At 46.2% G+C, this 24,232-nt stretch carries 27 protein-coding genes; 11 read left to right on the top strand and 16 right to left on the bottom strand.

Annotated features, from left to right (window positions below; translation table 11 throughout):
• Window positions 1-78: 78 nt before the first annotated feature.
• Complete coding sequence (locus ICN12_RS01885; protein ID WP_216270384.1) at window positions 79-645, bottom strand: phasin family protein; 567 nt, start codon at window positions 643-645, stop codon at window positions 79-81.
• A gap of 204 nt (window positions 646-849) precedes the next feature.
• Here ICN12_RS01885 and ICN12_RS01890 point away from each other — a divergent pair, with 204 nt between their 5' ends.
• Entirely contained in the window at window positions 850-1,737 is an 888-nt protein-coding gene (locus ICN12_RS01890) for a DMT family transporter (RefSeq protein ID WP_216270385.1), read from the top strand.
• A 111-nt stretch (window positions 1,738-1,848) separates the two neighbouring features.
• Window positions 1,849-2,889 (top strand): serine hydrolase, encoded by a 1,041-nt coding sequence (locus ICN12_RS01895; protein ID WP_216270386.1) that lies wholly within the window; start codon window positions 1,849-1,851, stop codon window positions 2,887-2,889.
• 3 nt (window positions 2,890-2,892) lie between these two features.
• On the opposite strand, the gene ICN12_RS01900 is transcribed toward ICN12_RS01895, so the two are convergent.
• The 13 genes from ICN12_RS01900 to ICN12_RS01960 form a co-directional block, all read right to left on the bottom strand.
• The gene (locus ICN12_RS01900) at window positions 2,893-3,711 is read right to left on the bottom strand and encodes an IclR family transcriptional regulator (RefSeq protein ID WP_216270387.1); all 819 of its coding nucleotides are present in this window, start codon (window positions 3,709-3,711) and stop codon (window positions 2,893-2,895) included.
• Between the two features lie 78 nt (window positions 3,712-3,789).
• Window positions 3,790-4,821, bottom strand: a complete 1,032-nt coding sequence (locus ICN12_RS01905; RefSeq protein ID WP_216270388.1) for a quinone-dependent dihydroorotate dehydrogenase — start codon at window positions 4,819-4,821, stop codon at window positions 3,790-3,792.
• A gap of 9 nt (window positions 4,822-4,830) precedes the next feature.
• Entirely contained in the window at window positions 4,831-5,577 is a 747-nt protein-coding gene (locus ICN12_RS01910; protein ID WP_216270389.1) for an arginyltransferase, read from the bottom strand.
• Window positions 5,574-6,311 (bottom strand): leucyl/phenylalanyl-tRNA--protein transferase, encoded by a 738-nt coding sequence (gene aat, locus ICN12_RS01915; RefSeq protein WP_216270390.1) that lies wholly within the window; start codon window positions 6,309-6,311, stop codon window positions 5,574-5,576. The genes ICN12_RS01910 and aat overlap by 4 nt, the downstream gene beginning before the upstream one ends.
• A 13-nt stretch (window positions 6,312-6,324) precedes the next feature.
• Complete coding sequence (locus tag ICN12_RS01920; RefSeq protein WP_216270391.1) at window positions 6,325-6,885, bottom strand: NUDIX hydrolase; 561 nt, start codon at window positions 6,883-6,885, stop codon at window positions 6,325-6,327.
• A gap of 9 nt (window positions 6,886-6,894) precedes the next feature.
• Complete coding sequence (locus ICN12_RS01925; protein ID WP_216270392.1) at window positions 6,895-8,724, bottom strand: bifunctional chorismate-binding protein/class IV aminotransferase; 1,830 nt, start codon at window positions 8,722-8,724, stop codon at window positions 6,895-6,897.
• Window positions 8,725-8,759: 35 nt separating this feature from the next.
• A complete protein-coding gene (locus tag ICN12_RS01930; protein WP_216270393.1) occupies window positions 8,760-9,335 on the bottom strand; it encodes a peptidylprolyl isomerase in 576 nt (191 codons plus the stop codon).
• Between the two features lie 52 nt (window positions 9,336-9,387).
• Window positions 9,388-10,029, bottom strand: coding sequence for a 2-hydroxychromene-2-carboxylate isomerase (locus ICN12_RS01935; protein WP_255537638.1), 642 nt, complete (start codon window positions 10,027-10,029; stop codon window positions 9,388-9,390).
• Window positions 10,026-11,339 carry a replication-associated recombination protein A gene (locus tag ICN12_RS01940; protein ID WP_216270394.1) on the bottom strand — a complete coding sequence of 438 codons (1,314 nt, stop codon included), beginning with the start codon at window positions 11,337-11,339 and terminating at the stop codon, window positions 10,026-10,028. The genes ICN12_RS01935 and ICN12_RS01940 overlap by 4 nt, the downstream gene beginning before the upstream one ends.
• A 10-nt stretch (window positions 11,340-11,349) precedes the next feature.
• On the bottom strand, window positions 11,350-11,829 hold the full coding sequence (locus tag ICN12_RS01945; protein WP_370624918.1) for a DUF3429 domain-containing protein: 480 nt from the start codon (window positions 11,827-11,829) through the stop codon (window positions 11,350-11,352).
• Between the two features lie 38 nt (window positions 11,830-11,867).
• Window positions 11,868-12,722 (bottom strand): 3-hydroxybutyryl-CoA dehydrogenase, encoded by an 855-nt coding sequence (locus ICN12_RS01950; protein ID WP_216270395.1) that lies wholly within the window; start codon window positions 12,720-12,722, stop codon window positions 11,868-11,870.
• 1 nt (window position 12,723) lies between these two features.
• Complete coding sequence (locus ICN12_RS01955) at window positions 12,724-13,431, bottom strand: glutathione binding-like protein (RefSeq protein ID WP_216270458.1); 708 nt, start codon at window positions 13,429-13,431, stop codon at window positions 12,724-12,726.
• A gap of 42 nt (window positions 13,432-13,473) precedes the next feature.
• A complete protein-coding gene (locus ICN12_RS01960; protein ID WP_216270396.1) occupies window positions 13,474-14,679 on the bottom strand; it encodes a methionine aminotransferase in 1,206 nt (401 codons plus the stop codon).
• Between the two features lie 68 nt (window positions 14,680-14,747).
• Between ICN12_RS01960 and yaaA the strand changes: the two genes are divergently transcribed.
• Window positions 14,748-15,524, top strand: coding sequence for a peroxide stress protein YaaA (gene yaaA / locus ICN12_RS01965; RefSeq protein WP_216270397.1), 777 nt, complete (start codon window positions 14,748-14,750; stop codon window positions 15,522-15,524).
• A gap of 9 nt (window positions 15,525-15,533) precedes the next feature.
• Window positions 15,534-16,745 carry a DUF2863 family protein gene (locus ICN12_RS01970; protein ID WP_216270398.1) on the top strand — a complete coding sequence of 404 codons (1,212 nt, stop codon included), beginning with the start codon at window positions 15,534-15,536 and terminating at the stop codon, window positions 16,743-16,745.
• Window positions 16,746-16,832: 87 nt separating this feature from the next.
• Here ICN12_RS01970 and ICN12_RS01975 read toward each other — a convergent pair whose 3' ends face one another.
• A complete protein-coding gene (locus ICN12_RS01975; protein WP_216270399.1) occupies window positions 16,833-17,207 on the bottom strand; it encodes a hypothetical protein in 375 nt (124 codons plus the stop codon).
• Window positions 17,208-17,219: 12 nt separating this feature from the next.
• Entirely contained in the window at window positions 17,220-18,209 is a 990-nt protein-coding gene (locus ICN12_RS01980) for a malate dehydrogenase (RefSeq protein ID WP_088527440.1), read from the bottom strand.
• 150 nt (window positions 18,210-18,359) lie between these two features.
• On the opposite strand from ICN12_RS01980, the gene ICN12_RS01985 reads away from it, so the two are divergent.
• The 7 genes from ICN12_RS01985 to gltA all read left to right on the top strand — a co-directional run bounded on the left by ICN12_RS01985 (window position 18,360) and on the right by gltA (window position 24,216).
• The gene (locus tag ICN12_RS01985) at window positions 18,360-19,097 is read left to right on the top strand and encodes a GntR family transcriptional regulator (RefSeq protein WP_216270400.1); all 738 of its coding nucleotides are present in this window, start codon (window positions 18,360-18,362) and stop codon (window positions 19,095-19,097) included.
• Between the two features lie 143 nt (window positions 19,098-19,240).
• On the top strand, window positions 19,241-19,660 hold the full coding sequence (sdhC, locus tag ICN12_RS01990; RefSeq protein ID WP_216270401.1) for a succinate dehydrogenase, cytochrome b556 subunit: 420 nt from the start codon (window positions 19,241-19,243) through the stop codon (window positions 19,658-19,660).
• Window positions 19,661-19,684: 24 nt separating this feature from the next.
• Window positions 19,685-20,050 carry a succinate dehydrogenase, hydrophobic membrane anchor protein gene (gene sdhD / locus ICN12_RS01995; RefSeq protein WP_216270402.1) on the top strand — a complete coding sequence of 122 codons (366 nt, stop codon included), beginning with the start codon at window positions 19,685-19,687 and terminating at the stop codon, window positions 20,048-20,050.
• Between the two features lie 4 nt (window positions 20,051-20,054).
• The gene (gene sdhA / locus ICN12_RS02000) at window positions 20,055-21,833 is read left to right on the top strand and encodes a succinate dehydrogenase flavoprotein subunit (RefSeq protein WP_216270403.1); all 1,779 of its coding nucleotides are present in this window, start codon (window positions 20,055-20,057) and stop codon (window positions 21,831-21,833) included.
• A 16-nt stretch (window positions 21,834-21,849) separates the two neighbouring features.
• On the top strand, window positions 21,850-22,554 hold the full coding sequence (locus ICN12_RS02005) for a succinate dehydrogenase iron-sulfur subunit (RefSeq protein ID WP_216229005.1): 705 nt from the start codon (window positions 21,850-21,852) through the stop codon (window positions 22,552-22,554).
• Entirely contained in the window at window positions 22,551-22,820 is a 270-nt protein-coding gene (locus ICN12_RS02010) for an FAD assembly factor SdhE (protein WP_216270404.1), read from the top strand. Before ICN12_RS02005 ends, ICN12_RS02010 begins: the two co-directional genes overlap by 4 nt.
• An 82-nt stretch (window positions 22,821-22,902) precedes the next feature.
• Window positions 22,903-24,216, top strand: coding sequence for a citrate synthase (gltA, locus tag ICN12_RS02015; protein WP_216270405.1), 1,314 nt, complete (start codon window positions 22,903-22,905; stop codon window positions 24,214-24,216).
• The last annotated feature ends 16 nt before the right edge of the window (window positions 24,217-24,232 follow it).

Below are 24,232 nucleotides of genomic sequence, written 5' to 3' on the forward strand. Positions count from 1 at the left end.
GATCTCTCGGGGCATTTTCTTATATTTACTACAACACGAATGCTACAGATTAATTCTGAATACCTAAGCTAGTCAGAATTACTTCTTGGCGCTGGCTTTGCTTGCTGTCTTAGTGGCAGTTTTGACTGTCTTTTCAATAGAGCTAGTAGCATTGCTGAGGTTAGTTTGAGCAACTTCAACTGCATGCTTAACTGCTTTTTGACTTGTTTCAAATACATTGGTAGCCGAAGCGATGGCTTGTTTCATTGCGCTAACAGCGGCATCAGATCCAGCGGGAGCATTCTTAGTCCAATCTTCAACCAAGGCGTTAATCTTTTTTTGACCTGCTTGAAATTCTTTTTCAGCAGACTTAGTGAAGTTCGCTTGAGTTTCATGAGCTAACTCATATAGATGGCGACTATAGGCCATGATTTTTTCAGCCATTGGCTGAACAGCTTCTGCTTGATGCGCTAGAAGTTGTTGGATATCTTTTACTTCCATTGCTTTCTTGGCGCTAGACATACTGTCGCTCAAGCTTTGCTTGGCAATATGCATATTGAGTTCAACTAATTTCTCAATGCTCTGCAGGGCTTGATTAGTAAGGCCACTCAAAGTTTCTAAATTCGCTTTTTGTGCTGCTGCAATCTGTTCTGGTGTTAAGTTCATTTCAATCCCTTTCTTGTGGACTCAATGTATTTGCCTACTATGAGCTATATCTGCATATTGTCAATTTAATTACGCACCATTATATGGCACCTATGGTGCGTTGCAACATAAAATAGACGCTGGGCATGACTTGGGGCAGGAGTGTGGAAAAGAGCCTAAAATCATAGATTGCCCAAAAATTCCCACATATTCAATAAGTTATCCATGAACTTGAAGCTTGACGGCCTGATTGCACCTTTATTTGTATTAATTTGGAGTACAGGCTTCGTGATTGCACGTTTGGCTATGCCTTATGTTGAGCCCGCCACCTTTCTGTTTTGGCGCTTTGCAGGGGTATTGATGGCCATGGCATGCCTCAGTATGGTGTGGAGAATCACCTGGCCGAGTTGGTCGCAATTCAAACATATCGCTGTAGCGGGTTTATTGCTTCAATTTGGCTATCTCTTGGGCGTATGGTTCGCAGTGCGCCTTGGCATGACCGCAGGTCTCGTGGCTATCATCGTGGGCTTGCAGCCTATCTTGACCGCCTGGTTTGCTGCCTGGGTTTCTGAAAAAGTCACTGGACGTCAGTGGATTGGTCTGGGATTTGGTTTTGCTGGCGTTGCCTTAGTGGTTGCTGAAAAAATCGGCTTTGCCCATATTCCGCTACTGAGCTATGTACTTGCTTTTGCTGCCTTACTCTCCATTACGTTTGGCACGCTCTATCAAAAGAAATTCTGTCCAGTATTTGATCTTAGGGCAGGTTCATCAATCCAATTTGGGGTATCGGCCGTCCTTTGCTTTATTTGCATGTATTTCTTTGAGTCCGGAGTCATGGTGTGGAATGCCTCGGTTGTCGGGGCATTGCTGTGGGCAATCTTTCCGCTATCCATTGGATCAATTAGCTTGCTATTCATGATGATTCGTAAGGGGGCCGCGACGAAGGTGACGAGTCTCTTGTATTTAACACCGCCAACCACTGCTGCGATGGCATGGTTCTTATTCGATGAGCCATTTACCTTAATGATGGCAGGCGGGCTAGCATTGACGATGACAGGTGTTGTCTTGGTGAACGCTAAGCAAACCAATTCAGTTGCAACCATCGCTGAATAGGCGTGCACTACATTTAGGCATTTATTACACTCTGCGGGCGCAATAAACCCAGCTGAGTCTTAAAAGTTATTTATCATTCTGTATGTTTAAAGTTTTGGAAGGTAATTTGGGATGTGTTTGAATCGATTGTGGCTCTTAGCTTTTGTTGGTCTGGTGTCATTTGGCATCGCCACTTCTTTTCAGGCAAGTGCAGCCAATAAGGATTCTCAAACTGCAAAATCAAGCAAGGCTTCAGCAAAGACGCCTGTCAAATCAGATGTAAAAAAGACCGCAAAGTCTTCCAAGAAGCCCAAAGCAGTTCGAACTACCGTTACTCGCACTAGCGAACCTGTTGTTGAGGCTAGACCCTCATTTGCAACTGCTTTAGGCTTGCGTGGTCAGCATGATGATCTGAGTCTAAAGTCCAGCGTGGCGATGGTGGTGAATCAAGATACTAAAGAAGTGTATTTTGAGAAAAACTCTTCCGTCAGTTTGCCGATTGCCTCCATTACCAAGTTAATGACAGCGATGGTGGTGCTGGATTCTAAATTGCCACTCGATGACACCATTGTGATCAATGCAGATGACGTTCATATTTATCGAACCTCACGCCTTGCTGGTGGAACAGTGTTGACTCGTGAAGAGGCTCTATTGTTAGCCTTGATGTCTTCTGAGAACCGCGCAGCTTATACCCTCGGCAGAAACTACCCAGGAGGCATCCCAGCATTTGTAGATGCCATGAATCGCAAAGCAAAAGAAATTGGAATGACGCATTCGCATTTTGCAGATCCGACTGGCCTGATGAGTGAGAACGTAGCATCAGCTGAAGATCTCACACGCATGCTGAGTGCTGCTTATCAGTACAAAATGATTCGAGAGTTTTCTACTTGGCCAGATCTGACGATGGTGATTGGAAAGCGTCCACAGAAATTCTTAAATACTAACCGTTTAGTTCGAGCTGGTGATATGAATATCGGTTTACAAAAAACTGGATTTATTAATGCTGCAGGTAAGTGCTTGGTGATGCAAGCTAGAGTCAATAACACACCATTACTGTTGGTTTTCTTGGATTCTGTTGGCACTCAATCGCGTTTTGCAGATGCAGTGAGAGTGCGCGATTGGTATGAGCGCATGCCCTCAGGTGAGCCTACTGCTATACGCCGCTTGATGTAGGCATTAGCTGCTTAAATCGCTAGCCTTGGGTTTGTAGCCCATCCCTTTAGAAATCTGTAGCGCTGTTTCTTGCAACAGTTTGAGCCAGCCTGCCTGAATGCGATCTGTAGGGGAACTTAATGAGAGTCCAGCTACTAATTTTCCGCTGTCATCATAAATCTCAGCCGCTACACAACTCACGCCCAGCTCTAATTCCTCGTTGTCACGTGCGTGACCTAACTGGCGTACTTGGTTGAGTTCAGAGTCCAATTTTCCTAATTCTGTGATGCTGTTTCTAGTGTGACCTGCTAGCCCAGTGCGAGTAACGTAGGCACGAACCTGGCCGGGATCATCGCTGGCTAAAAAAAGCTTACCAACAGAAGTCAAGTGGAGTGGGGCACGACCGCCAATGGCGCGGACAACCTGCATGCCGGAGCGTTCGCTATATGCACGGTCGATATAAACGATTTCATCGCCTTGCCGCACTGAGAGGTTGATAGTTTCACCGGTGAGTTTATGCAGGGCTCTCATTGGTGCTTGTGCAGCTTCACGTACAGACAGACGCGCTTTGACTAAGTTTCCAAGCTCTAATAGCTTTAGACCGAGCCGATAGGTACCGCCATCACCACGCTCTACTAATCGGCATGCTACGAGGTCATTGAGAATGCGATGAGCTGTAGAGGGGTGTAAATCTGTTTCTTCTGCCAGGTTTTTAAGGCTACTAGACTCTTCATGAACGGCTAAGGCATCGAGTAGGTTCATCATGCGCTCGACTACCTGGATAGCTGTTTTTCCAGCCTCACCGGGTACTTTTTGCGCTTTTTCAGGTTTGCTCGTTGTCATGCGTTCAATTGTAGCGATTTTTACTGAAATTGCACAATATGAAATTGAATTTCAGCGCTACTGCATTTGCGGCGCTAACTAGTTGCATAAAGCGGCGGCGCACTCAGCAATCAGCTTGGGACCGCGATAAATTAAACCGCTATAGAGTTGAACCAGGCTGGCACCAGCTGCCATTTTCTCCTGCGCATCTTTACCTGACAGAATGCCGCCAACGCCAATAATCGGAATGGCATCACCCAAATTTGCTTTGAGGCACTTGACCACTTCTGTAGAAGCAAGACGTACTGGTGCACCTGAGAGACCACCTGCTTCTTGGCCAAACTCAAGGCCTTGGACGGCATCACGCGCAATTGTGGTGTTGGTAGCAATAATCGCATCAATGCCAAATTCCATCAAGAGGTCGGCGATGAGTTTGATGTCATTTTGATCTAGGTCTGGAGCTATTTTCAAAAAGAGGGGTTTACAAACACCATATTGATCACTCAGGGCTTCACGCGCTAAATGCAGCGAGCCAAGCAAGGAGCGGAGCATTTCTTCGCCTTGAAGAGCGCGTAAATTTTGGGTGTTTGGGGAGGAGATATTGACGGTGATGTACGAGGCGACCTCATAGACAGCCTCCATTGCGGTGACGTAATCACTGGCAGCGTTCTCAATAGGCGTACTTGCATTCTTGCCAATGTTTAGACCAAGGATGCCACCGTTTTGCCAGTAAGCGGAATTGCGCACACGCTTTACACAGGCGTCGACACCATCATTATTAAAGCCCATGCGATTAATGATCCCTTGCGCTGCGGGAAGTCTAAACATACGTGGTTTTGGATTGCCGGGTTGCGGTTTCGGAGTAACGGTACCAATTTCTAAAAATCCAAAACCTAAAGCACCCAGCGCATCAATATGCTTACCGTCTTTGTCTAATCCTGCAGCTAGGCCAACTGGATTAGGAAAGGTGATGCCGCAAATAGAACGTGGATCTGGAGCAGGCTGCTCAATCAAGCAGCGTAATAGACCCCAGCGCTCAGCACGGTCTAAATTGCTCAGCGTGACATTGTGAGCTTGCTCTGGGTCTAAAGAAAAAAGCCAAGGACGAAGGAGTGGATAGCTATCGATCATGGGTAGATATTATGGCCCAATGATGGGTTGCCAGCGATCATCAATCAAGCCTTCAATGGGCTGATATTTGGCTTTATAGGACATTTTTTCACTATCTTTGATGTAGTAGCCGAGATAGAGATAAGGCAGATCTAACTCTAAGGCTTGCTGAATTTGCCACAGAATACTGAAACTTCCATAGCTTGTTGAGGTATTACTGGTGTCAAAGAAGGTGTAGACCGAGGAGATGCCTTGGTCCAAGATGTCGATCATGCTGACCATTCGTAAGCGGCCTGGGTGAGGATCGTGGGCCCCATCTCGAAACTCAACAATTCTGGAGTTAACGCGGCTTTGTAATAAAAACTGCATGTACTGGTCTTGATCATCTTGATCCATGTCGCTGCTAGCATGACGTTCATTTTGGTAGAGCTGATAGAGCTGATAGTGCTCCTCTTGGTAGCCAAGATTGAGGACGCGAATATCTAATCCAATATGTTTTTTCCAGGAGCGTCGTTGGCTACGATTGGGCTCAAAGTGTTTGACTGGAATGCGAGTGGCAGTGCAAGCATTGCATTCATCGCAATAGGGGCGATATGTATATAAACCACTTCTACGAAATCCAGCATTAACTAACTCGCCATATAAATCAGAATGAATTAAGTGCGAGGGTGTTGCCACTTGTGAGCGAGCTGTCTTACCTGGAAGATAGCTACAGGGATAGGGTGCTGTTGCATAAAACTGAAGCGCTGTTAGAGGGAGTTCTTTTAGTTGAGTCATAGCCAGTGACGCAGGATTTCTTTATCAAATTTCCAGGGAATCTCTATATTAGTTTGCTTTAGAGCAATTTGCAGATGTGCTAAAAATTCATTGCGGGAAATGGCTGCAGCCCCCAAAGAATCGAGGTGAGCCGTCTCTTGCTGGCAATCGATCATTTCGACTTGATTTTGATTGCACCAAGCGGCAAGAGTGGCTAATGCAATTTTGGAGGCATCCGTTTGATGGCTAAACATCGACTCACCAAACACCATGCCACCAAAAGCCACGCAATAAAGGCCACCTATCAGGCCTCCATCTTCTACGACGGCAATGCTATGGGCGTGGCCTTGCTCATGCAGATTGGTATAGGCATCCATGATTTCATGGGTGATCCATGTCCCATCCTGATCTTTTCTTCTGGTAGTTGCGCAAGAGCGAACGACCGCGCCAAAATCATGATCTACCAGGATTTCTTTTTGAGGATCTTGTAAAAAATGCCGAATGGATTTCTTCAGTGAATCATGGCATTTGAAGTCAGCGGGTTTTAATACCATTCGTGGGTTAGGTGACCACCATAAGACGGGCTGGTTATCTGAATACCATGGGAATATCCCCATTTGGTATGCACGAGCTAGCTGCCCTGCATAAATACGCTCACTCACTGCAATCAAGCCTGGAACGCTAGGGTCAGGATCGGGGGAGTGAATGGGATTGGGAAAAGCATCCTGCGCTCCTAGCCAATTGATATTACTCATGCGTTCGCGATGCCTAAATCTTCTCTGATGGCAGAATGTCTCTGCTGCGAACACTGAATTCAGTATCCAGATCAAAAAGCCCTGCAGCGCGATCAGCAAAGAACCACTCCAGAGTTTGCTTTACAGTAGGAAATGCAATGTCATTCCAAGGAATGTCTTGCTCATGAAATAGCGCAACCTCTAGACTTTCTTCGCCAGCATAAAAATCCGGAGAAGTCATGGTGGCTAAATAAAAAAGGTGGACTTGTTCTGCATGCGGCACATTTAGTAGTGAGTAGAGGGGGCCAATCTCTACAATCGCACCAGCCTCTTCTTGTGTTTCTCGAGCCGCTCCTGCGCTAGTGCTCTCACCAAGCTCCATGAACCCAGCGGGCAGAGTCCAATAACCATGTCGTGGCTCTATTGCACGACGACATAATAGGATCCGATTACCAAACACGGGAATGCTACCAACAACATTACGTGGATTGAAATAATGAATTACCCCACAAGACTCGCAAACATGACGCTCCCGTGAATCATCCGCGGGGATCTTCATGGTGATAGGCGCAGCGCAGTGCGAGCAAAACTTCATGCGGGCTTTCTAAAAATGGGCGGGGATGAGGCCGCGTAATGCATTGCTAAGCATAATCTCTTTCGCATTGCGAAGCTCATCAATAGTCAGGTTTACTTCATGGACATTCCATTTTGGATCGTTCAATATGATTGATCTCATTACCCCCGGGAGAAGGCCGGCTGCAACAGGTGGTGTAAGCCAGCGATCGCCAGACTTGATAAAAATACTGCTCCTACCACCTTCAGTAACAAAGCCTTGCTCATTAACAAAGATGGCGTCAAATCCACCAAGGCCTTCAGCAATTTTCCAGGCTTGATCATAGCTACCTCGACTGCTCACTTTATGTCTTAACAAGACATTGCCTGAGTGAAGAATTGCGTTGCTGGGATTGGGAAGAATTTCACTAGCCCAAAAAATTTTGACTGGATTTGTCAGTGGAATCAAGGGAGTAAGTTGATAACTTGCTTGCCCGGCAGGATCTAAATCCAATCTCAATCGATATTGAGTATCGACGGCGCAATTCTCAAGAGCGATCCCAAACACTTTTTTGATCTCTGCTAGCGAAGAGGGGATTCCAAGCGCTTGCGCTGAATGCGTTAAACGCTCCAAGTGCAGATCTAGGTTTTGAGCTTCACCTTGACGAACTAAGATGGTTTCAAATAAACCGACTTCGCTAGGTAACTCATTTAAGAAGGCTGCCTTAATGCGGCACTCTTCCCATTCTTGTTTGGCTTCAGAATCAATCGTGATGCCAGCGCCAATGCCCAAAGTAAAGGGCGAGGCATGTGTATCCGGGTCGCGATCAATTTCAACCGTACGGATTGGAACGCTAAATGCAAAATCACCGCTAGGATCAAGCCAACCTAGAGCGCCACAGTAGTAGGCTCGATCTTCTGGCTCTAGCTCCTGGATGATCTCCATACTTCTTTTTTTCGGAGCACCGGTGACTGATCCACAAGGAAAAACTGCATTGAGAACATCTTTTAATTGAATGTCAGGCCTTGCTTCTGCCTGAACGGTTGAAGTCATTTGTAGGACATCGCCGTGCCGTGCTACTTCGAATAATTGAGGAACTATTACAGTGCCTGGCAACGCTAAGCGGCTGAGATCATTGCGTAACAGGTCGACGATCATGACATTCTCAGCTTGATTTTTTGCGTCATGCGATAAATGATCTGCTGAATCACTCAAGGCACTGGCAGTGCCCTTCATAGGCATGGCTTTTAAAGAATTGCCTTGCCGCTGTATGAATAGTTCTGGGGATTGCGAAAGGATACAGTTGGAACCCTCGGCAATAAATGCCCCAAATCTGCCTGGTTGGCGATCTCTTAAGCGCGCATATAAAGCCAGTGGTTCCCCATAGACCTCACCCGTGATACGAAAGGTGTGATTGATTTGATACGTATCGCCATTGCGAATGTACTCTTGTATGGTTTTGATATCTGAGGTGAATTGCTCTTCATTGATAGAGAAATCCAGATTGGCAACCCCAGCTATTTGAGCTTCAGGTTCTAGTGCAGCAAGACCATTCTTAATAAAAGTATCCACATCATTCTTGCTTAAGCTCTCATAAGACTTGAAAGACCAGGCTTGAACAAGTGGGTGTTGATGGGCTGCGCTTGGATGCTTGCGCTGCTCTAGTTTATGAATGTACTGCCCTAATTCATAGGCAAAAGCAGCCACAACATACTCACCCTGGGCGAGGGCATCATTGATCTCCTGAAGACACTGATCTACTGCCTTGATTGTCTCTGATGCATTGGGTGAACCATAGACCGACCAACGCCGAATTGCTTTGTCATAGAGGCGACTGCTGGGTTTAGCCTCGGTGCTTTGGGCGTCATCCAGCAATATCATTGGGTGGGCTGCCTGGACTCTAAAATTTGCCGGTATTACTTTAGAACAGTCGCAGATTCAATGGTCACCGTCTTGCTAGGAACATCGGACATGCGCCCCATCTTTGGTGCTGTTGCAATCATGGTTGGGATTTTACGAATGGCATCAATTGTTTGTGTGCCAGAGATCACTTTGCCGAATACGGTGTAGCCATTACCCATGGCGTTAGGATAATTTAACCCCTCATTGTCTTTTACATTAATAAAGAACTGCGCTGTTGCGGAGTCAGGATCGGAAGTACGAGCCATTGCAATGGTGTAAGTTTGATTCTTCAGACCATTCTGCGCTTCAGAAACTACAGGTGCATTGGTAGGTTTTTGCGATAAGTCTGGAGTGAAACCCCCACCTTGAATCATGAAGCCATCAATCACGCGGTGAAAAATCGTGCCGTTATAAAAACTGCTATTCACATAACTTAAAAAGTTGGCAGTCGTCTTTGGCGCTTTAACGGAATCAAGCTCAACCACAAAATTGCCCATCGTTGTTTTGAATTCCACTTTAGGGCCTGCAAAGGCGAGGGCGCTAGCAAGAAGGCTGGTGACAATAAATAGGGAGGCGATGATTTTGCGCATGTTGATAATCCTTAGAGTTCTAGTAAATAGTCGATAAATCTAATTGTATTGCTCAAAGTCCAGAGGGGACTTGCCCTGCATAACGATAAGTTGTTTCTTCAAACATATTGGGTCTGTCTAAATAATCTAGCGCCCAGTCAATCGTGTCGACTCCCCAAAAAGCATGCCCATTGAGCACTAAGGTGGGCACCCCAAACGCGCCATCTGCTTTGGCGCGTTCAGTATTGGCTAGCAGCTGTGCTTTGACTTCTGGTGCATCGGGTTTTGGGGTATCTGCTGCCAGCCCAAGGTATTGGCAAAATTCGGGCCAAGATAAGTTGGGATCCTTGCCCTCAACCCACACATATTCAAATGCTCGTTCAATCATCTCCCACTGGGCGTTTTTTTGAACCAGTAGTCGCTGTGCTGCAACCGTGAGAAAAGGGTGGTGTTCTGGAAAGCGGAAAGGAAGACCTAATTTCCCCGCCAGCCATACACAATATTGGTAGGTATGTGGACGCTTGGCGGCAACCTCGCCAGGGCCGCGATTGTCGGTCGCACGAAAAAGACCGCCGACCAATATAGCTACAGGCTCAATATCAACCCGCTTATCTAGGCGATGACGTTGCTGGATATAGAAATACGAAAATGGTGAAATGATGTCGTAATACAAAACACCTTTGATTGGTGTTGTGCTCATCCGATCTTGATTCATTTCTTCTTGGAATCCTCATCTAGCTTACTTAAAAAGGCCATCTTCTCCGCAATCTGGGTCTCTAGGCCGCGATCGACTGGTTCATACCAATGGGGCTCATTCATTCCCTCTGGAAGATAGGTTTCACCGGCGGCATAGGCATGGGGCTCATCATGCGCATAGCGATATTCTTTGCCATGACCCAACTCTTTCATAAGTTTGGTTGGCGCATTGCGCAGGTGATTGGGCACCGGCTTGCTTTGATCATTGGCAACATAGGCTCTCGCAGCGTTAAAGGCCTTGTAGCTTGCATTACTTTTAGCGGCAATCGCTAGGTAGACCACAGCTTGCCCTAAGGCTAGCTCGCCTTCAGGGGAGCCAAGTCGCTCAAAAGTCTGAGCGGCGTCATTGGCTAATTGCATTGCGCGGGGATCGGCAAGGCCGATATCTTCCCAGGCCATGCGGATAATTCTTCTGGCTAGGTAGCGGGGATCCGCTCCGCCATCTAGCATGCGGCAGAACCAGTAGAGGGCTGCGTCTGGATTGGATCCGCGAACAGATTTATGCAATGCAGAAATTTGATCGTAAAAATGATCCCCACCTTTATCAAAGCGCCGCGCTTGGACGGTTAAGGCATTTTCAATGAACTGCTGATCAACCGTCTGAATAGTGGAATTCGGTGTGGAGACAGCATTGCGAACTTGCTCTACTAAATTGAGTAGTCGGCGTGCGTCGCCATCTGCATGAGAAATCAGGTTGTCAATTGCAGCAGATTCGAACGCAACATCGGGCATTGCAAACTCGTGCGCTCGAGCAAACAGTTGCTTGAGTTCTATCGCGCTTAGCGACTTCAGTACATAGACCTGCGCGCGGGAGAGCAATGCCGAGTTCACTTCAAACGAGGGGTTCTCGGTAGTGGCGCCAATAAAAGTAAATAGGCCAGATTCAACATGGGGTAATAAGGCATCTTGCTGACTTTTATTGAAGCGATGTATCTCGTCAACAAACAAAATAGTTTGTCGCCCGTACTGAGACATGCTTTGTTGCGCTTGTTCGATTGCCTCACGAATTTCTTTAACGCCTGCAAGGACAGCAGATATGGCGATGAATTCACGATCAAACGCTTTAGCAGAGAGTCGCGCTAAGGTAGTTTTACCAACCCCCGGAGGTCCCCACAAAATCATGGAGTGGGGCTTGCCGGATGCAAAAGCCAGATTGAGGGGCTTGCCTGATGCTAGTAGATGGGTTTGGCCAATGACCTCATCAATCGTCTTAGGGCGTAAGGCCTCCGCTAAGGGTGGTGGGGGCGCTTGATCGAACAGATTGCCCATATGCGCTTATTTAGTTCTGAACAAACAAGATCACGAGGGCAGCCCAAAGCAAGCATCCAGCAGAAACGATCGTGAGCCGATTGCGCAAAGTAATAAATGCTTTGCAAGCCTCTTCATTGGAAAAGTAATATTGATAGGTTTCTTTATCAATATTGCGCTGAATGACTAATGCTGACGCCAGGATGACCAAGCCAACTGGAATGTAAATATGCAACGCAACCCAGGCAACTAGAGCGGGTATGACGCCCCAGATCCAAGCATTACGATCTTCCCAGCGATCACTTTGAGGTGCCTTACCTAGCGTATGTAAATTGGCACCCCAATGCAAGGCACCCATGAACGCAGTGATGATTGCTCCATATCCTGCAAGCGACTCTGCGCTTAAATAATTTAGCGGGGTTGGTGCCAGTTGCACCATCAAGGCTAAGCCTACAAAGGGAATAAGGCCAGCATAGGCTAATTTACGAACGAGAGGTGGCAAGGGATTCACAAAAACGTCTTTATCAAGGTTGGTGATGGTTAATTGAATTACTGATCGTAGGTATAAACGCCGCGCCCCGTCTTGCGTCCGAGATAGCCAGCAGCGACCATTTCGCGCAAGAGTGGGCAAGGTCGATACTTAGAATCGCTGAAGTTCTCAAAATAGACCTCCATAACAGCTAGGCAGGTATCAAGGCCAATTAAGTCGGCCAGGGCAAGTGGACCAATTGGTTGATTGCAACCCAACTTCATGCCAGCATCAATATCCTCGGGGCTAGCAAGACCTTCATATAAAACAAAGAAGGCTTCATTAATCATTGGCAACAAAATGCGGTTAACAACAAAGCCTGGAGAGTTCTTCACGGTGATTGGCTCTTTGCCTATGCGTTTAGCCATTTCAATAATGGCAGCGTGAGTTGCGTCCGAAGTTTGTAATCCACGAATCACCTCGACCAATGCCATCATTGGAGGCGGATTGAAGAAATGCATGCCAATAAAGCGGCTTGGATTGGAATCTAGAGCAGCAAGCTTTGTAATCGATAGCGAGGAGGTATTGGTGGCGATGATGGTTTCTTTGCCAACGATCTCATCTACTTGATGCAAAATCTTTTCTTTAACCGCTTGATTTTCGGTGGCAGCTTCAATCACCAATTGCAGGCCCTTAAAGTCAGCATACGATGTGCTGCCCTTGATGCGTTTTAATGTAGCCTCTTTGCCTTCGGCACTTAAAGTTTCTTTTTTAACTAGGCGATCAAGACTTTTACTAATCTGACTCAAGCCGCGCTCAACGGCCGCATCATTAATATCAACCATCACCACATCTAGACCAGCAACTGCGCATACTTGCGCAATACCATTGCCCATCGTGCCTGCACCAATTACTCCGACTGATTGAATCTTCATGCTATTTCCTTTTTTGATACTGTGATGAACCAAATAATTGTTCCCGTGCCTTGTCATCATGCAAAGGTTTGCGAAATGCAGTTAATACCTCAAGGCCACGCTTTACAGCAGGGCGCTCGCCAATCATTTCAAACCAGCGCTTAAAATTCGGATACTCATTGAGATCGATTCCTTGGTTCTTCCAATTGCGTGTCCATGGAAAAATGGCGATATCTGCGATTGAATAACTTTTTCCAGCAATATAGGGATTATCTTTCAGTTGATGATCGATCACCCCATATAAGCGCTTAGCTTCATTAGTGTAGCGAGTAATCGCGTAATCAATTTTCTCTGGTGCGTAGATCCTAAAGTGGTGGTTTTGCCCTAAAAGGGGGCCTAAACCGCCCATCTGAAACATCAGCCATTGCAGTACTTCATATTTGCCGCGGGTAGATTTAGGTAAAAACTTCCCCGTTTTGGCGGCGAGGTAGAGCAAGATTGCGCCAGATTCAAAGAGGTGAATAGGTTTGCCGTCCGGACCTTGTGGGTCATATATCGCCGGAATCTTGTTATTCGGGCTCATCACTAGGAAGTCTGGCTTGAACTGATCACCCGCACTAATATCGACAGGGTGTGCAATCCAATCCTTATCGAGCCTGTAACCACATTCCTCGAGCATGATGTGAACCTTGTGACCATTAGGAGTGGGCCAGCTATAAACATCAATCATGTCTTTTTTGGGTTTAGTTATCGCCACTATCAGTTCCTTTATTTATTGCAGAGATTGCAAGCGCTGTAATGCATTAGTCAGCGTTTGTTCTTTTTTGGCAAAACAAAAACGAATGACGCCTGACTCAACAGGGTTTTCATAAAACGCAGAAACAGGAATCGCTGCTACGCCGATCTCAGTAGTCAGCCAGGTACAAAAATCAGCTTCGCTCAACTTAGATTGAGGAATATGAAGATTAGTGTAGTTAACGCACTGAAAATAGGTTGCCGGTGCTGGCAGCAGCTTGAAGCCGGTGCCCTGTAAACCATGCATGAAGTAATCCCGCTTAGCTTGGTAAAAAAAGGGCAGGCTTAAATAATGATCCGCATGTTGTAAATATTTTGCTAGTCCATGCTGCATCGGAGTATTTACCGTAAACACATTGAACTGATGCACTTTACGAAACTCCCTCATCATCGCTGCAGGAGCTGCCACGTAGCCTACTTTCCAGCCAGTGACGTGATACGTCTTACCAAAGCTAGAAATTAAAAAGCTTCTCGCAGCAAGGGCGGGATGACTGGCGATGCTTTGATGTTGGTGTCCGTCATATACCATATGCTCATACACTTCATCGCTCAAAATGAGCGCATTCGTGTTTTCGACTAAATGTACCAAGCGCTCAAGATCAGATTTTTGCCATACCAGCCCGGTTGGATTGTGTGGCGTGTTAATAATGATGAGTCTCGTCTTTGGGCCGATTGCCTTGGCAAGATCGTCCCAGGGGATTGCATACGAATGAACTAGACCTTGACCATCGCGATTTGCAATTAAAGATACTGCTTTGGTATTCCCGCCAGCCAAATCAATTGATGGGCGATAACTATCGTAGGCCGGCTCAATGATGACAACTTCATCTCCTGGGCTCACGCATGACAATATCGCAGTCATGATTCCTTGAGTGCCACCTGCGGTGATGGTGATTTCTGTATCTGGATCATAGTCATGACCATATAGGGCGGAAATTTTCTGCGCTATGCCATGCCTTATCTCTGGAATCCCCACCATCGGTGGATACTGGTTGTGATCAGCTAGCATGGCTGCATTGACATCGGCTATCAGCTCTCTATCGCAAGGAAAGTCTGGGAAACCTTGCCCCAAGTTGATTGCTTGATGCTTTGCTGCCAGGGCTGACATGACGGTAAATACCGTTGTCCCTACCTTAGGTAGGCGACTCGGAAATGCCGGGGTCAGAAGGGGGTTTTGGTCCATACGGGCGGTTTAAGGCAAATAAGGTGGGTAGTCGCTAGAATGGAAGAAATTCATATTCAAATTGTGCCATGCTGATTGTCCTTTCACCTGCTAAATCCCTAGATTACAAAACACCAGCTAAGGTTAAGGCTCCCACCTTGCCTGAGTTTGCATCTGAATCGGCAAAGCTCATTGCCGACCTAAAGAAACTTTCACCACAAGATGTCGCTCATTTGATGGGCCTATCTGATCAACTGGCTGCACTGAATGTGGGTCGTTATCGCGATTGGTCGAAGAAATTTACCGAGGAAAACAGTAAGCCAGCCATTTATGCATTCGACGGCGATGTCTATGATGGTTTTGACGTTAAAACGCTGCCTACCAAGGCGGTCGATTTTGCGCAGGACCATATTCGAATTCTTTCTGGTTTATACGGCGCCCTGAGACCACTTGATTTAATGCAGCCTTATCGCCTAGAGATGGGTACTTCTTTTAAGAATGCCCGAGGCAAAGACTTATACGCATTTTGGGGTGAGCGGGTCACGGACTCCCTCAAGAAGGTGCTGGAAAAACAAAAGAGGCCGGTATTGCTCAATTTGGCATCGGAGGAGTATTTCAAAGTATTGCAATCTAAGAATTTAGATTGCCCAGTGATCTCTCCAGTATTTCAAGATGCCAAGGACGGTAAGTACAAAATCATTTCTTTTTATGCGAAGCGAGCCAGAGGGTTAATGGCGCGTTACGTAGTTGAAAATCGCATCACCGATCCCGAGGATTTGAAGGGCTTTGATTTAGATGGATACAAATATGTAGCCTCAGAATCGAAGCCAGAAAAACCCCTATTTAAACGTCCCGAAAGAAAGTAAGAAAATTTCATGGCCGTTCATCGTACAAAGTCCTCGCAACGCTCATCGCCTGATGTAGAGCGATTGGTGGCGGATGCTATTTCCTTGGCAGCCTCAGGCAGTCATATCGAAGATCAGTTTTGGGAAGAGCGCTTAAATGTGCGCTTAATGCGCCTGCTCAGGATTCAAAATCAAAACGTCATTGATGCTGCTCTGGATCAAACTTTTAGAATTAATACGGTAGCCTTTGAAGTCCTTGCCGATTGCGCTGAGACGCTTGCTGAGTCATTAGTCATGGAGCATGAGGGGCAGAGCTGGGATGTCTTGTTATTGGCCTTGCCAATCATTGCGCATACCCGCTATCAAATTCCTTCTGGCGCGCTACCGGTTCACGTTATTGAATCTACCGCCGCCGCTCTACACGACTCAATTGCCTCCACGGATACGCGCCTGGCAATTGTTCCTTGGCTTTACAGCATCGATCAAATGCCACATTCGCACTGTCAAACTCAATTGCTCACAGAGGCTTTGGCAACAGCAGCCATTACTGCTAGTGAAATCAAAATAGAGTTGCGTGAGATGTCTGAGACGATCGCAGTCTTGGCTGATCCACGTTTTATTATTGCGGCCGTTGCGGCTCCAGCCGGCACACCATTGTTTCGTTGGCAAGCAGAAGCACCAACGCGACAAGAGCGGGGCATGAGCCTTATTGGTTGGCAAACCACTATGCAGGAGCCGATTGCTTCACTCTTACCTGGTTGTGAGTTTGAGCTCTTATTGCCAGAAGCATATTTTACGAACTGCCGTTTGGCAGATAAACAGGTACGTCCATTAAGCATTAGAGCCGGCGTAAACTTTTTGGAAAGTACTCTTGGAGTCTTGCCCGCTGGATTGTCTTGCGTGGTGGGGGCATTTGGTGAAGATCAGGCTGATGAATATCGAATCTCATTTAGTTTAAAAGGCTCCCCTGAGGTTGTGTATGGGGTGATATGGCCTTTGTACGACCGAGAGAGCGTTGCCAATGATGCATTGAATGATTTATCGGATGACGAAAGTCCGATGAAGCGCATTGCGGATGCACTACGTGATGCGGGTGTTGACGATGTCTTTCGTCATGCAATGCTCTTTGACCCAGAGCTTTGTGATGATTGTGGCGCACCTTTGTTTCCGGATCGATCTGGTGATGCAGTGCATGCTGAGTTGCCAGATGATGCCCCAATACAGCAGCCCTTATTTCATTAGAGCAAGCCCAAATGTCCTGAGCTCAGTAAGAAAAAAGCCGAGAAATTCTCGGCTTTTTATTTTGAAGCTAAAACGGTAACGCTGATATTAGTTTTGCGTAAAAGGTTCTGCACCTGCAAACAAATGGGGAAGTTTGCCTGTCTTCATTTCTGCTGTTTGGCAGAAGTCAGCAAGACGCGTTCCAGACTTGATATTAAAAAGCATGGCCTTATTACCTAACACCACAAGATCGTGACCGGTATTGGTGTTCTTGTAACGCAAGCTACCTGGTAAAGAATTCTCACGCTTCAGGTCGAACGTTTTAGATTCCCAAGTGAGGCGAACCGTTTCTGTTGTTCCAGAGGTTTTGAATTGTTTACTTTCGCTACAAGTCCAAGTAGATACTTCTTCGTTAGCAATGGCTGCTGCCGAACCTAATAGGCCGGCTACAGCCATGCTGACGATGAGAAGAGTTTGCTTCATATTTATAAATCCTTATGAGAGGAGATGCTTAACGCCAGCTTGCTCTTCAAGCAATTCATTCAAAGTGTGATTCATGCGCTCACGTGAGAACTCATCGATTTCCAAGCCTTCAATCATCTTGTACTCACCGTTTTCGCAAACTACTGGGTAGCCATAAATCACTTCAGCTGGAATACCATATTCACCTTTAGATGGAATACCCATAGTGACCCATTTGCCATTCGTGCCCAGAACCCAATCGCGAATGTGATCAATCGCTGCATTGGCTGCTGAAGCTGCAGAAGAAAGACCGCGCGCTTCGATAATGGCTGCACCACGTTTGCCAACTGTAGGAATAAATGTGTCTTTGTTCCAAGCTGCATCATTGATGCTGTCTTTTACAGACTGACCATCAACAGTTGCGAAGCGATAGTCAGGGTACATCGTTGGGCTATGGTTACCCCAAACAACCAATTTCTCAATATCAGCAACTGGTTTGTTCAACTTGTTTGCTAATTGCGAGAGAGCGCGGTTGTGATCGAGGCGCAACATTGCTGTGAAGTTTTTCGCAGGAATATCTGGAGCAGATTTCATGGCGATGTAAGCATTGGTATTTGCTGGGTTACCAACAACCAATACTTTGACAGTCTTCTTAGCTACAGCATTGAGTGCTTTGCCTTGTGCTGTAAAAATTTGAGCGTTTGCTGAGAGCAAATCTTTGCGCTCCATGCCTGGGCCACGTGGACGTGCGCCAACCAACAATGCAACATCGATATCTTTAAATGCGGTCATTGGGTCAGAGTGAGCTGTCATGCCAGCTAGCAATGGGAATGCGCAATCTTCTAATTCCATCATCACGCCAGCAAGCGCTTTTTGCGCTTTTTCGTCTGGAATTTCAAGTAACTGGAGGATTACTGGCTGATCTTTGCCCAGCAAATCGCCATTGGCGATGCGAAAAAGAAGGGAATAACCGATTTGACCGGCTGCACCGGTGACTGCAACACGCATTGGGGCTTTTGCCATTACTAATAACTCCAGTTGAGGTTAATTAATGAAATCTTTCTTATTATCCATTCAAGTGTATGCACTTTCCATTTACACTGTCAATCATGTCTTATATAAGATATGAGATAAGCCTGAATTTTATCCAATAGAAGCTGTCCTGGAGTTAATTTGTCACTGATATCCGAACCAATTGCCTCATTTAGCCCGCTTTATGAGCAAATTAAAGCCATGATTTTGGCTAGTTTGCAGGCTTCCGAATGGTTGCCTGGGGATGCAATTCCAAGCGAAATGGAGCTCGCAGCACGCTATGCCGTCAGTCAGGGCACGGTTCGCAAGGCTATTGATGAGTTAGCTGCGCAAAATTTATTGGTGCGACGCCAAGGCAAGGGCACTTTTGTTGCCACCCACCAAGAAGAAGACTTCCAATACCGTTTTTTACGTTTGGAGCCCGACTCTGGCGATAAGTTGCATCTCAAAAACCAGTTCTTAGCCTGTGAAAACATTAAATCTGATGCATATATTGCTCAATTGCTTAAATTAAAGGCAGGCGACCCCATCATTCGCATTGATCGTGTTCAGAGTTCTGCAGGTCGACCGATCGTATTTGAGGAGATTTGGCTGCCAGAAGGGCGCTTTAAGGGGCTTACTTTAGATGCTCTGAACGCTTGGTCAGGGCCAATGTACGCCTTTTACGAGGGTGAGTACGCTACCCATATGGTGCGAGCTGAAGAAAAGATTAAGGCTGTACTAGCAAACCAGGACCTTGCTCAGTATCTGCAAATTCCGGTTGGGACAGCCTTGCTATCGGTTGAGCGGGTTGCTTTCACCTACGGGAATAAACCAGTAGAAATTCGACGCGCAAGGTACGACACTTCTGATCAGCACTATGACAATAAATTGAACTAGGTAGTACACTCAAAAATCAGTAAAAACCACTATTTAAGCCCTTTAAACACTAAAAAGTCCCCACCACCCGCAAGGTTTCCAATAGAATATGTTGCGACACAACAAAGCCACACTGAACCTCCACCGAAAGATTGAGATTGCCCATGGTTGATTCACAGCAAAACGTAAAAAAAGACAGACCGGTTTATCGAAACATTGGTCTTGCCCAATTGATCAAGTACCGCCTTCCTTGGGCTGGAAAAGTATCGATTCTTCACCGCATTAGCGGAGCAGCACTGTTTTTAATGTTGCCATTCTTGCTTTATCTCTTGGATCAAAGCTTGGCTTCCGAGATGAGTTACCAAAAATTCCAGGCAATTACTGGTCATGTGCTGGTAAAAATTATTCTTCTGGGATTGATCTGGTCCTTCTTGCACCATTTTTGCGCCGGTATTCGTTATCTCTTGTTGGATTTGGAGATTGGCGTAGAAAAAGTCGATGCAAACCGCTCAGCGATCTTTGTATTTTTCTTGGGTCTCGCTTTGACAGCGGTGGTCGGTCTCAAACTATTCGGCTTGTACTAAGCGTTTCTTCATTAAGGAAATCTAATGCCTATTTATCAAATCGGACCGAAGCGCTTAGTTGTTGGCGCTCATTACGGCCTTAAAGAGTGGATTATTCAGCGTGTTACTGCCATCGTGATGGTGGTGTTCACGATTGTTTTATTGCTTGACTATTGCATTACTGGTAGCGCGACTTATGAGGGTTGGGCTGCATTGTTTAGCAATCAGTTCATGAAGCTCTTAACGCTCTTGTTCTTCATTAGCTTGTTCTATCACGCATGGATTGGTATCCGTGATATCTGGATGGATTACATCAAGCCTGTCAGCATTCGTTTAACACTGCAAGTGTTAACTGTTTTGTATCTCGTAGCCTGTGCGGCCTATGCCGTACAAATTTTGTGGAAAGTGTAATTCAATGACCGCGATTAAAAAAGCATTGCCACGCCGCCGTTTCGACGCGGTAATTATTGGTGCAGGTGGTTCAGGTATGCGCGCTTCTTTGCAATTAGCAGAAGCTGGCCTGAACGTTGCGGTATTAACTAAGGTTTTCCCAACACGTTCACATACTGTTGCTGCACAAGGTGGTATCGGTGCCTCACTCGGAAACATGAGTGAAGACAACTGGCACTATCATTTTTACGACACCATTAAAGGTTCCGACTGGTTGGGTGACCAAGACGTGATCGAGTTTATGTGCCGTGAAGCGCCTAAAGCAGTTTACGAGCTCGAGCACTTTGGTATGCCTTTTGACCGCAACCCAGATGGCACAATTTATCAGCGCCCATTTGGTGGCCATACAGCCAATTATGGTGAGAAGCCTGTTCAACGTGCTTGCGCTGCGGCTGACCGTACTGGTCACGCAATGTTGCACACTTTGTACCAGCGTAACGTTCGTGCAAAAACCAATTTCTTTGTTGAGTGGTTAGCGCTTGACCTCATCCGTGATGACGCCGGTGATGTCGTTGGTGTTACTGCGCTCGAAATGGAGACTGGTCAGGTATATATCCTCGAAGCCAAAGTTGTGTTGATGGCAACTGGTGGTGCGGGCCGTATTTGGGACGCATCTACTAACGCATTTATTAATACTGGCGACGGTATGGGTCTGGCAGCGCGCGCAGGCATTCCATTGGAAGACATGGAGTTCTGGCAATTCCACCCAACCGGCGTAGCTGGTGCGGGTGTATTGCTGACAGAAGGTTGTCGCGGTGAGGGCGGTATCTTGCGTAACAAAGATGGCGAGCGTTTCATGGAACGTTATGCGCCAACATTGAAAGACTTGGCTCCACGTGACTTCGTTTCACGTTCAATGGACCAAGAGATTAAAGAAGGGCGCGGTTGCGGTCCTAATGGTGACTATGTGGTTCTTGATTTAACCCACATTGGTGCCGAGACCATCATGAAGCGTTTGCCTTCTGTATATGAAATCGGCATTAACTTTGCTAACGTTGACGTTACTAAAGAGCCAATTCCGGTTGTTCCAACAATTCACTATCAGATGGGCGGTATTCCTACCAACATCAATGGTCAAGTAGTTGTGCCAGGTAACGGTAAGCCGAACGACATCGTTAATGGTTTATATGCGATTGGTGAGTGTTCTTGCGTATCTGTTCACGGTGCAAATCGTTTGGGTACCAACTCGTTGCTCGACTTGTTGGTATTTGGTCGTGCAGCTGGTAATCACATTGTTGCGATGGACCTTAAGAACCGCGAGTTCAAGAAGTTGCCTGAGAATGCTGGTGAACAAACGATGGCGCGTATTGCTTCGCTCGATAACTCTAGCTCTGGTGAGTATGCTCAAGACGTTGCAAACGATATTCGCAAGACCATGCAGAAGTATGCTGGCGTATTCCGTAATCAAGAGTTGATGGACGAAGGTGTTCGTCAAATGGCGAAGTTGACTGAGCGTGCTAAACACTTATGGGTTAAAGATAAGTCTGAGATTTTCAATACAGCACGTATTGAAGCTTTAGAAGTTGCCAACTTGGTTGAGACTGCTAATGCAACCATGATTTCTGCAGCGGCTCGTAAAGAAAGTCGTGGCGCGCATTCGCACGATGATCACCCACATCGAGATGATGACAACTGGATGAAGCACACTCTTTGGTATAGCGAAGGTAACCGCTTGGATTACAAGCCGGTTCAGCTCAAACCATTGACTGTAGATTCAGTTCCTCCAAAAGAACGTACTTTCTAAGCAAGAGAGATAGAAGATGAGTGATATTCGTATATTTGAAATTTACCGCTACGATCCAGATGTCGATGCTGCTCCACGCATGGAGCGTTATGAGCTTGAATTGACTGGTGAGCGTATGTTGTTGGACGCCTTGATTTCTTTGAAGAAACAGGACGAGACTATTACCTATCGCCGCTCATGTCGCGAAGGTGTTTGTGGTTCTGATGCCATGAACATTAACGGTAAGAATGGCCTAGCTTGCTTAACCAATATGTTGACCCTGCCAAAGGTAATCACATTACGCCCATTGCCTGGCTTGCCAGTTGTGCGTGATTTGATTGTGGATATGACTTTGTTCTTCAAGCAATATTTGTCTATCAAGCCTTACTTGGTTAACGACAATCCACCTCCTGAAAAAGAGCGTCTCCAGAGCCCTGAAGAGCGTGAAGAGTTGAACGGTTTGTATGAGTGCATCTTGTGCGCATCATGCTCTACTTCATGCCCATCATTCTGGTGGAATCCAGATAAGTTCGTTGGTCCAGCAGGTTTGCTCCAGGCTTATCGCTTTATTGCTGATAGTCGTGATGAAGAGACTGCGCAGCGCTTGGATAACTTGGAAGACCCATATCGTTTATTCCGCTGCCATACCATCATGAATTGCGTAGATGTATGTCCTAAGCATTTGAATCCAACCAAAGCAATCGGAAAGATCAAGGAATTAATGGTACGTAGAGCGGTATGACCCTCAGCACCGCAGAGTTATATCGTTTAAAGAGTGATGCCCGCAGGGGTTTACTTGAGAATGATTTAATTTTGCAGCGTTTTTTTGAGCGCTATGGCGCCCAGCTGAATGCCGAAGATGGAAAAGTATTAACCCAGTTGCTAGCTCTAGAAGACAATGACTTGATGGATTTATTAATCGGTCGCAAGGATTCTGTAGCGGTATTGGAAAAGGAGTGCGAATTGCCTTCCTTTAAAGCGGTTTTACAAAGGCTGAGAGAGAAGTAATTCAGCATTTTGGTGCAGTGGTAGTGCGGATGCAGGATCAAATAGTGTATTAATCATCAATTTGAATGACTAAGGATTAGAAATGATTGAATCGGACATCAAGGCAAAATTATCGTTTTCGGACGGCACACCAGACATTGACTTGCCTATTTATAAAGGCACGGTTGGCCCTGACGTAATCGATATTCGTAAACTGTACGGTCAAACCGGTAAGTTCACTTACGATTCAGGATTCCTTTCTACTGCATCTTGCAATAGCAAAATTACCTATATCGATGGCGACAAGGGTGAGTTGCTCTATCGCGGCTACCCAATCGAAGATCTAGCTCACAACTGCGACTTCTTAGAAGTTTGCTACTTACTCTTGAATGGTGAGTTGCCAAACGCAAATCAGAAAAAAGATTTTGAAGAATTGGTCATGCACCACACAATGGTTCATGAACAAATGCAATTCTTCTTGCGCGGCTTCCGCCGTGATGCACATCCAATGTCGGTGTTGACTGGCTTAGTTGGTGCAATGGCTGCTTTCTACCATGATGAGATTGACTATAGCCAGCGACATGCTCGTGAAGTTGCTCAGATTCGCTTGATTGCGAAGATGCCAACATTGGTTGCGATGGCCTATAAGTATTCTGTTGGCCAGCCATTCATCTACCCTGATAACTCTTTGTCATACACAGCAAACTTCATGCGCATGATGTTTGCTACACCATGTGAAGAGTACAAAGTCAATCCAGTATTGGTTCGCGCTTTAGATCGCATCTTCACATTGCATGCTGACCATGAACAAAATGCATCGACTTCAACTGTGCGTTTGTGTGGTTCTTCTGGAACCAATCCTTTTGCAGCTATCTCTGCCGGTATCGCTTGCCTTTGGGGCCCAGCACACGGCGGCGCGAACGAAGCTTGCTTACAGATGTTGAACGAGATTCAAGCAAATGGTGGTGTAGATAAGATCGATGAATTTATTGCTCAAGTTAAAGACAAGAATTCAAGCGTTCGCTTAATGGGCTTTGGACATCGTGTTTACAAAAACTTTGATCCACGTGCAAAATTGATGCGTGAGACTTGCTATGAAGTATTGAATGAAATGGGCCTTGAGAATGATCCATTGTTCAAATTGGCAATGACACTCGAGAAGATTGCCTTGGAAGATGAGTACTTCGTTAGCCGTAAGCTTTATCCAAACGTTGATTTTTACTCAGGCATTGTTCAGCGCGCTTTGGGCGTTCCAACAGAAATGTTTACTTGTATCTTCGCCTTGGCAAGAACAGTGGGTTGGATTGCTCAGTGGGAAGAAATGATTACCGATCCCGAGTACAAGATTGGCCGTCCACGTCAGTTGTATGTTGGAGAGACTTCACGCAAGGTTCCTAACATCACTGTTCGTAAATAAAAGCTTTAGAGGGTTT

Origin of the sequence: Polynucleobacter sp. AM-25C3 (genome assembly GCF_018882335.1) — a bacterium.
In the GTDB taxonomy this organism is placed as follows: Bacteria; Pseudomonadota; Gammaproteobacteria; order Burkholderiales; family Burkholderiaceae; genus Polynucleobacter.

What these genes read in the sequence shown, in the direction of transcription:
- ICN12_RS01885 (WP_216270384.1), bottom strand. Translation starts at nt 645, where the DNA reads ATGAACTTAACACCAGAACAGATTGCAGCAGCACAAAAAGCGAATTTA.
- ICN12_RS01890 (WP_216270385.1), top strand. Translation starts at nt 850, where the DNA reads ATGAACTTGAAGCTTGACGGCCTGATTGCACCTTTATTTGTATTAATT.
- ICN12_RS01895 (WP_216270386.1), top strand. Translation starts at nt 1,849, where the DNA reads ATGTGTTTGAATCGATTGTGGCTCTTAGCTTTTGTTGGTCTGGTGTCA.
- ICN12_RS01900 (WP_216270387.1), bottom strand. Translation starts at nt 3,711, where the DNA reads ATGACAACGAGCAAACCTGAAAAAGCGCAAAAAGTACCCGGTGAGGCT.
- ICN12_RS01905 (WP_216270388.1), bottom strand. Translation starts at nt 4,821, where the DNA reads ATGATCGATAGCTATCCACTCCTTCGTCCTTGGCTTTTTTCTTTAGAC.
- ICN12_RS01910 (WP_216270389.1), bottom strand. Translation starts at nt 5,577, where the DNA reads ATGACTCAACTAAAAGAACTCCCTCTAACAGCGCTTCAGTTTTATGCA.
- aat (WP_216270390.1), bottom strand. Translation starts at nt 6,311, where the DNA reads ATGAGTAATATCAATTGGCTAGGAGCGCAGGATGCTTTTCCCAATCCC.
- ICN12_RS01920 (WP_216270391.1), bottom strand. Translation starts at nt 6,885, where the DNA reads ATGAAGTTTTGCTCGCACTGCGCTGCGCCTATCACCATGAAGATCCCC.
- ICN12_RS01925 (WP_216270392.1), bottom strand. Translation starts at nt 8,724, where the DNA reads ATGATATTGCTGGATGACGCCCAAAGCACCGAGGCTAAACCCAGCAGT.
- ICN12_RS01930 (WP_216270393.1), bottom strand. Translation starts at nt 9,335, where the DNA reads ATGCGCAAAATCATCGCCTCCCTATTTATTGTCACCAGCCTTCTTGCT.
- ICN12_RS01935 (WP_255537638.1), bottom strand. Translation starts at nt 10,029, where the DNA reads ATGAATCAAGATCGGATGAGCACAACACCAATCAAAGGTGTTTTGTAT.
- ICN12_RS01940 (WP_216270394.1), bottom strand. Translation starts at nt 11,339, where the DNA reads ATGGGCAATCTGTTCGATCAAGCGCCCCCACCACCCTTAGCGGAGGCC.
- ICN12_RS01950 (WP_216270395.1), bottom strand. Translation starts at nt 12,722, where the DNA reads ATGAAGATTCAATCAGTCGGAGTAATTGGTGCAGGCACGATGGGCAAT.
- ICN12_RS01955 (WP_216270458.1), bottom strand. Translation starts at nt 13,431, where the DNA reads ATGATTGATGTTTATAGCTGGCCCACTCCTAATGGTCACAAGGTTCAC.
- ICN12_RS01960 (WP_216270396.1), bottom strand. Translation starts at nt 14,679, where the DNA reads ATGGACCAAAACCCCCTTCTGACCCCGGCATTTCCGAGTCGCCTACCT.
- yaaA (WP_216270397.1), top strand. Translation starts at nt 14,748, where the DNA reads ATGCTGATTGTCCTTTCACCTGCTAAATCCCTAGATTACAAAACACCA.
- ICN12_RS01970 (WP_216270398.1), top strand. Translation starts at nt 15,534, where the DNA reads ATGGCCGTTCATCGTACAAAGTCCTCGCAACGCTCATCGCCTGATGTA.
- ICN12_RS01975 (WP_216270399.1), bottom strand. Translation starts at nt 17,207, where the DNA reads ATGAAGCAAACTCTTCTCATCGTCAGCATGGCTGTAGCCGGCCTATTA.
- ICN12_RS01980 (WP_088527440.1), bottom strand. Translation starts at nt 18,209, where the DNA reads ATGGCAAAAGCCCCAATGCGTGTTGCAGTCACCGGTGCAGCCGGTCAA.
- sdhC (WP_216270401.1), top strand. Translation starts at nt 19,241, where the DNA reads ATGGTTGATTCACAGCAAAACGTAAAAAAAGACAGACCGGTTTATCGA.
- sdhD (WP_216270402.1), top strand. Translation starts at nt 19,685, where the DNA reads ATGCCTATTTATCAAATCGGACCGAAGCGCTTAGTTGTTGGCGCTCAT.
- sdhA (WP_216270403.1), top strand. Translation starts at nt 20,055, where the DNA reads ATGACCGCGATTAAAAAAGCATTGCCACGCCGCCGTTTCGACGCGGTA.
- ICN12_RS02005 (WP_216229005.1), top strand. Translation starts at nt 21,850, where the DNA reads ATGAGTGATATTCGTATATTTGAAATTTACCGCTACGATCCAGATGTC.
- ICN12_RS02010 (WP_216270404.1), top strand. Translation starts at nt 22,551, where the DNA reads ATGACCCTCAGCACCGCAGAGTTATATCGTTTAAAGAGTGATGCCCGC.
- gltA (WP_216270405.1), top strand. Translation starts at nt 22,903, where the DNA reads ATGATTGAATCGGACATCAAGGCAAAATTATCGTTTTCGGACGGCACA.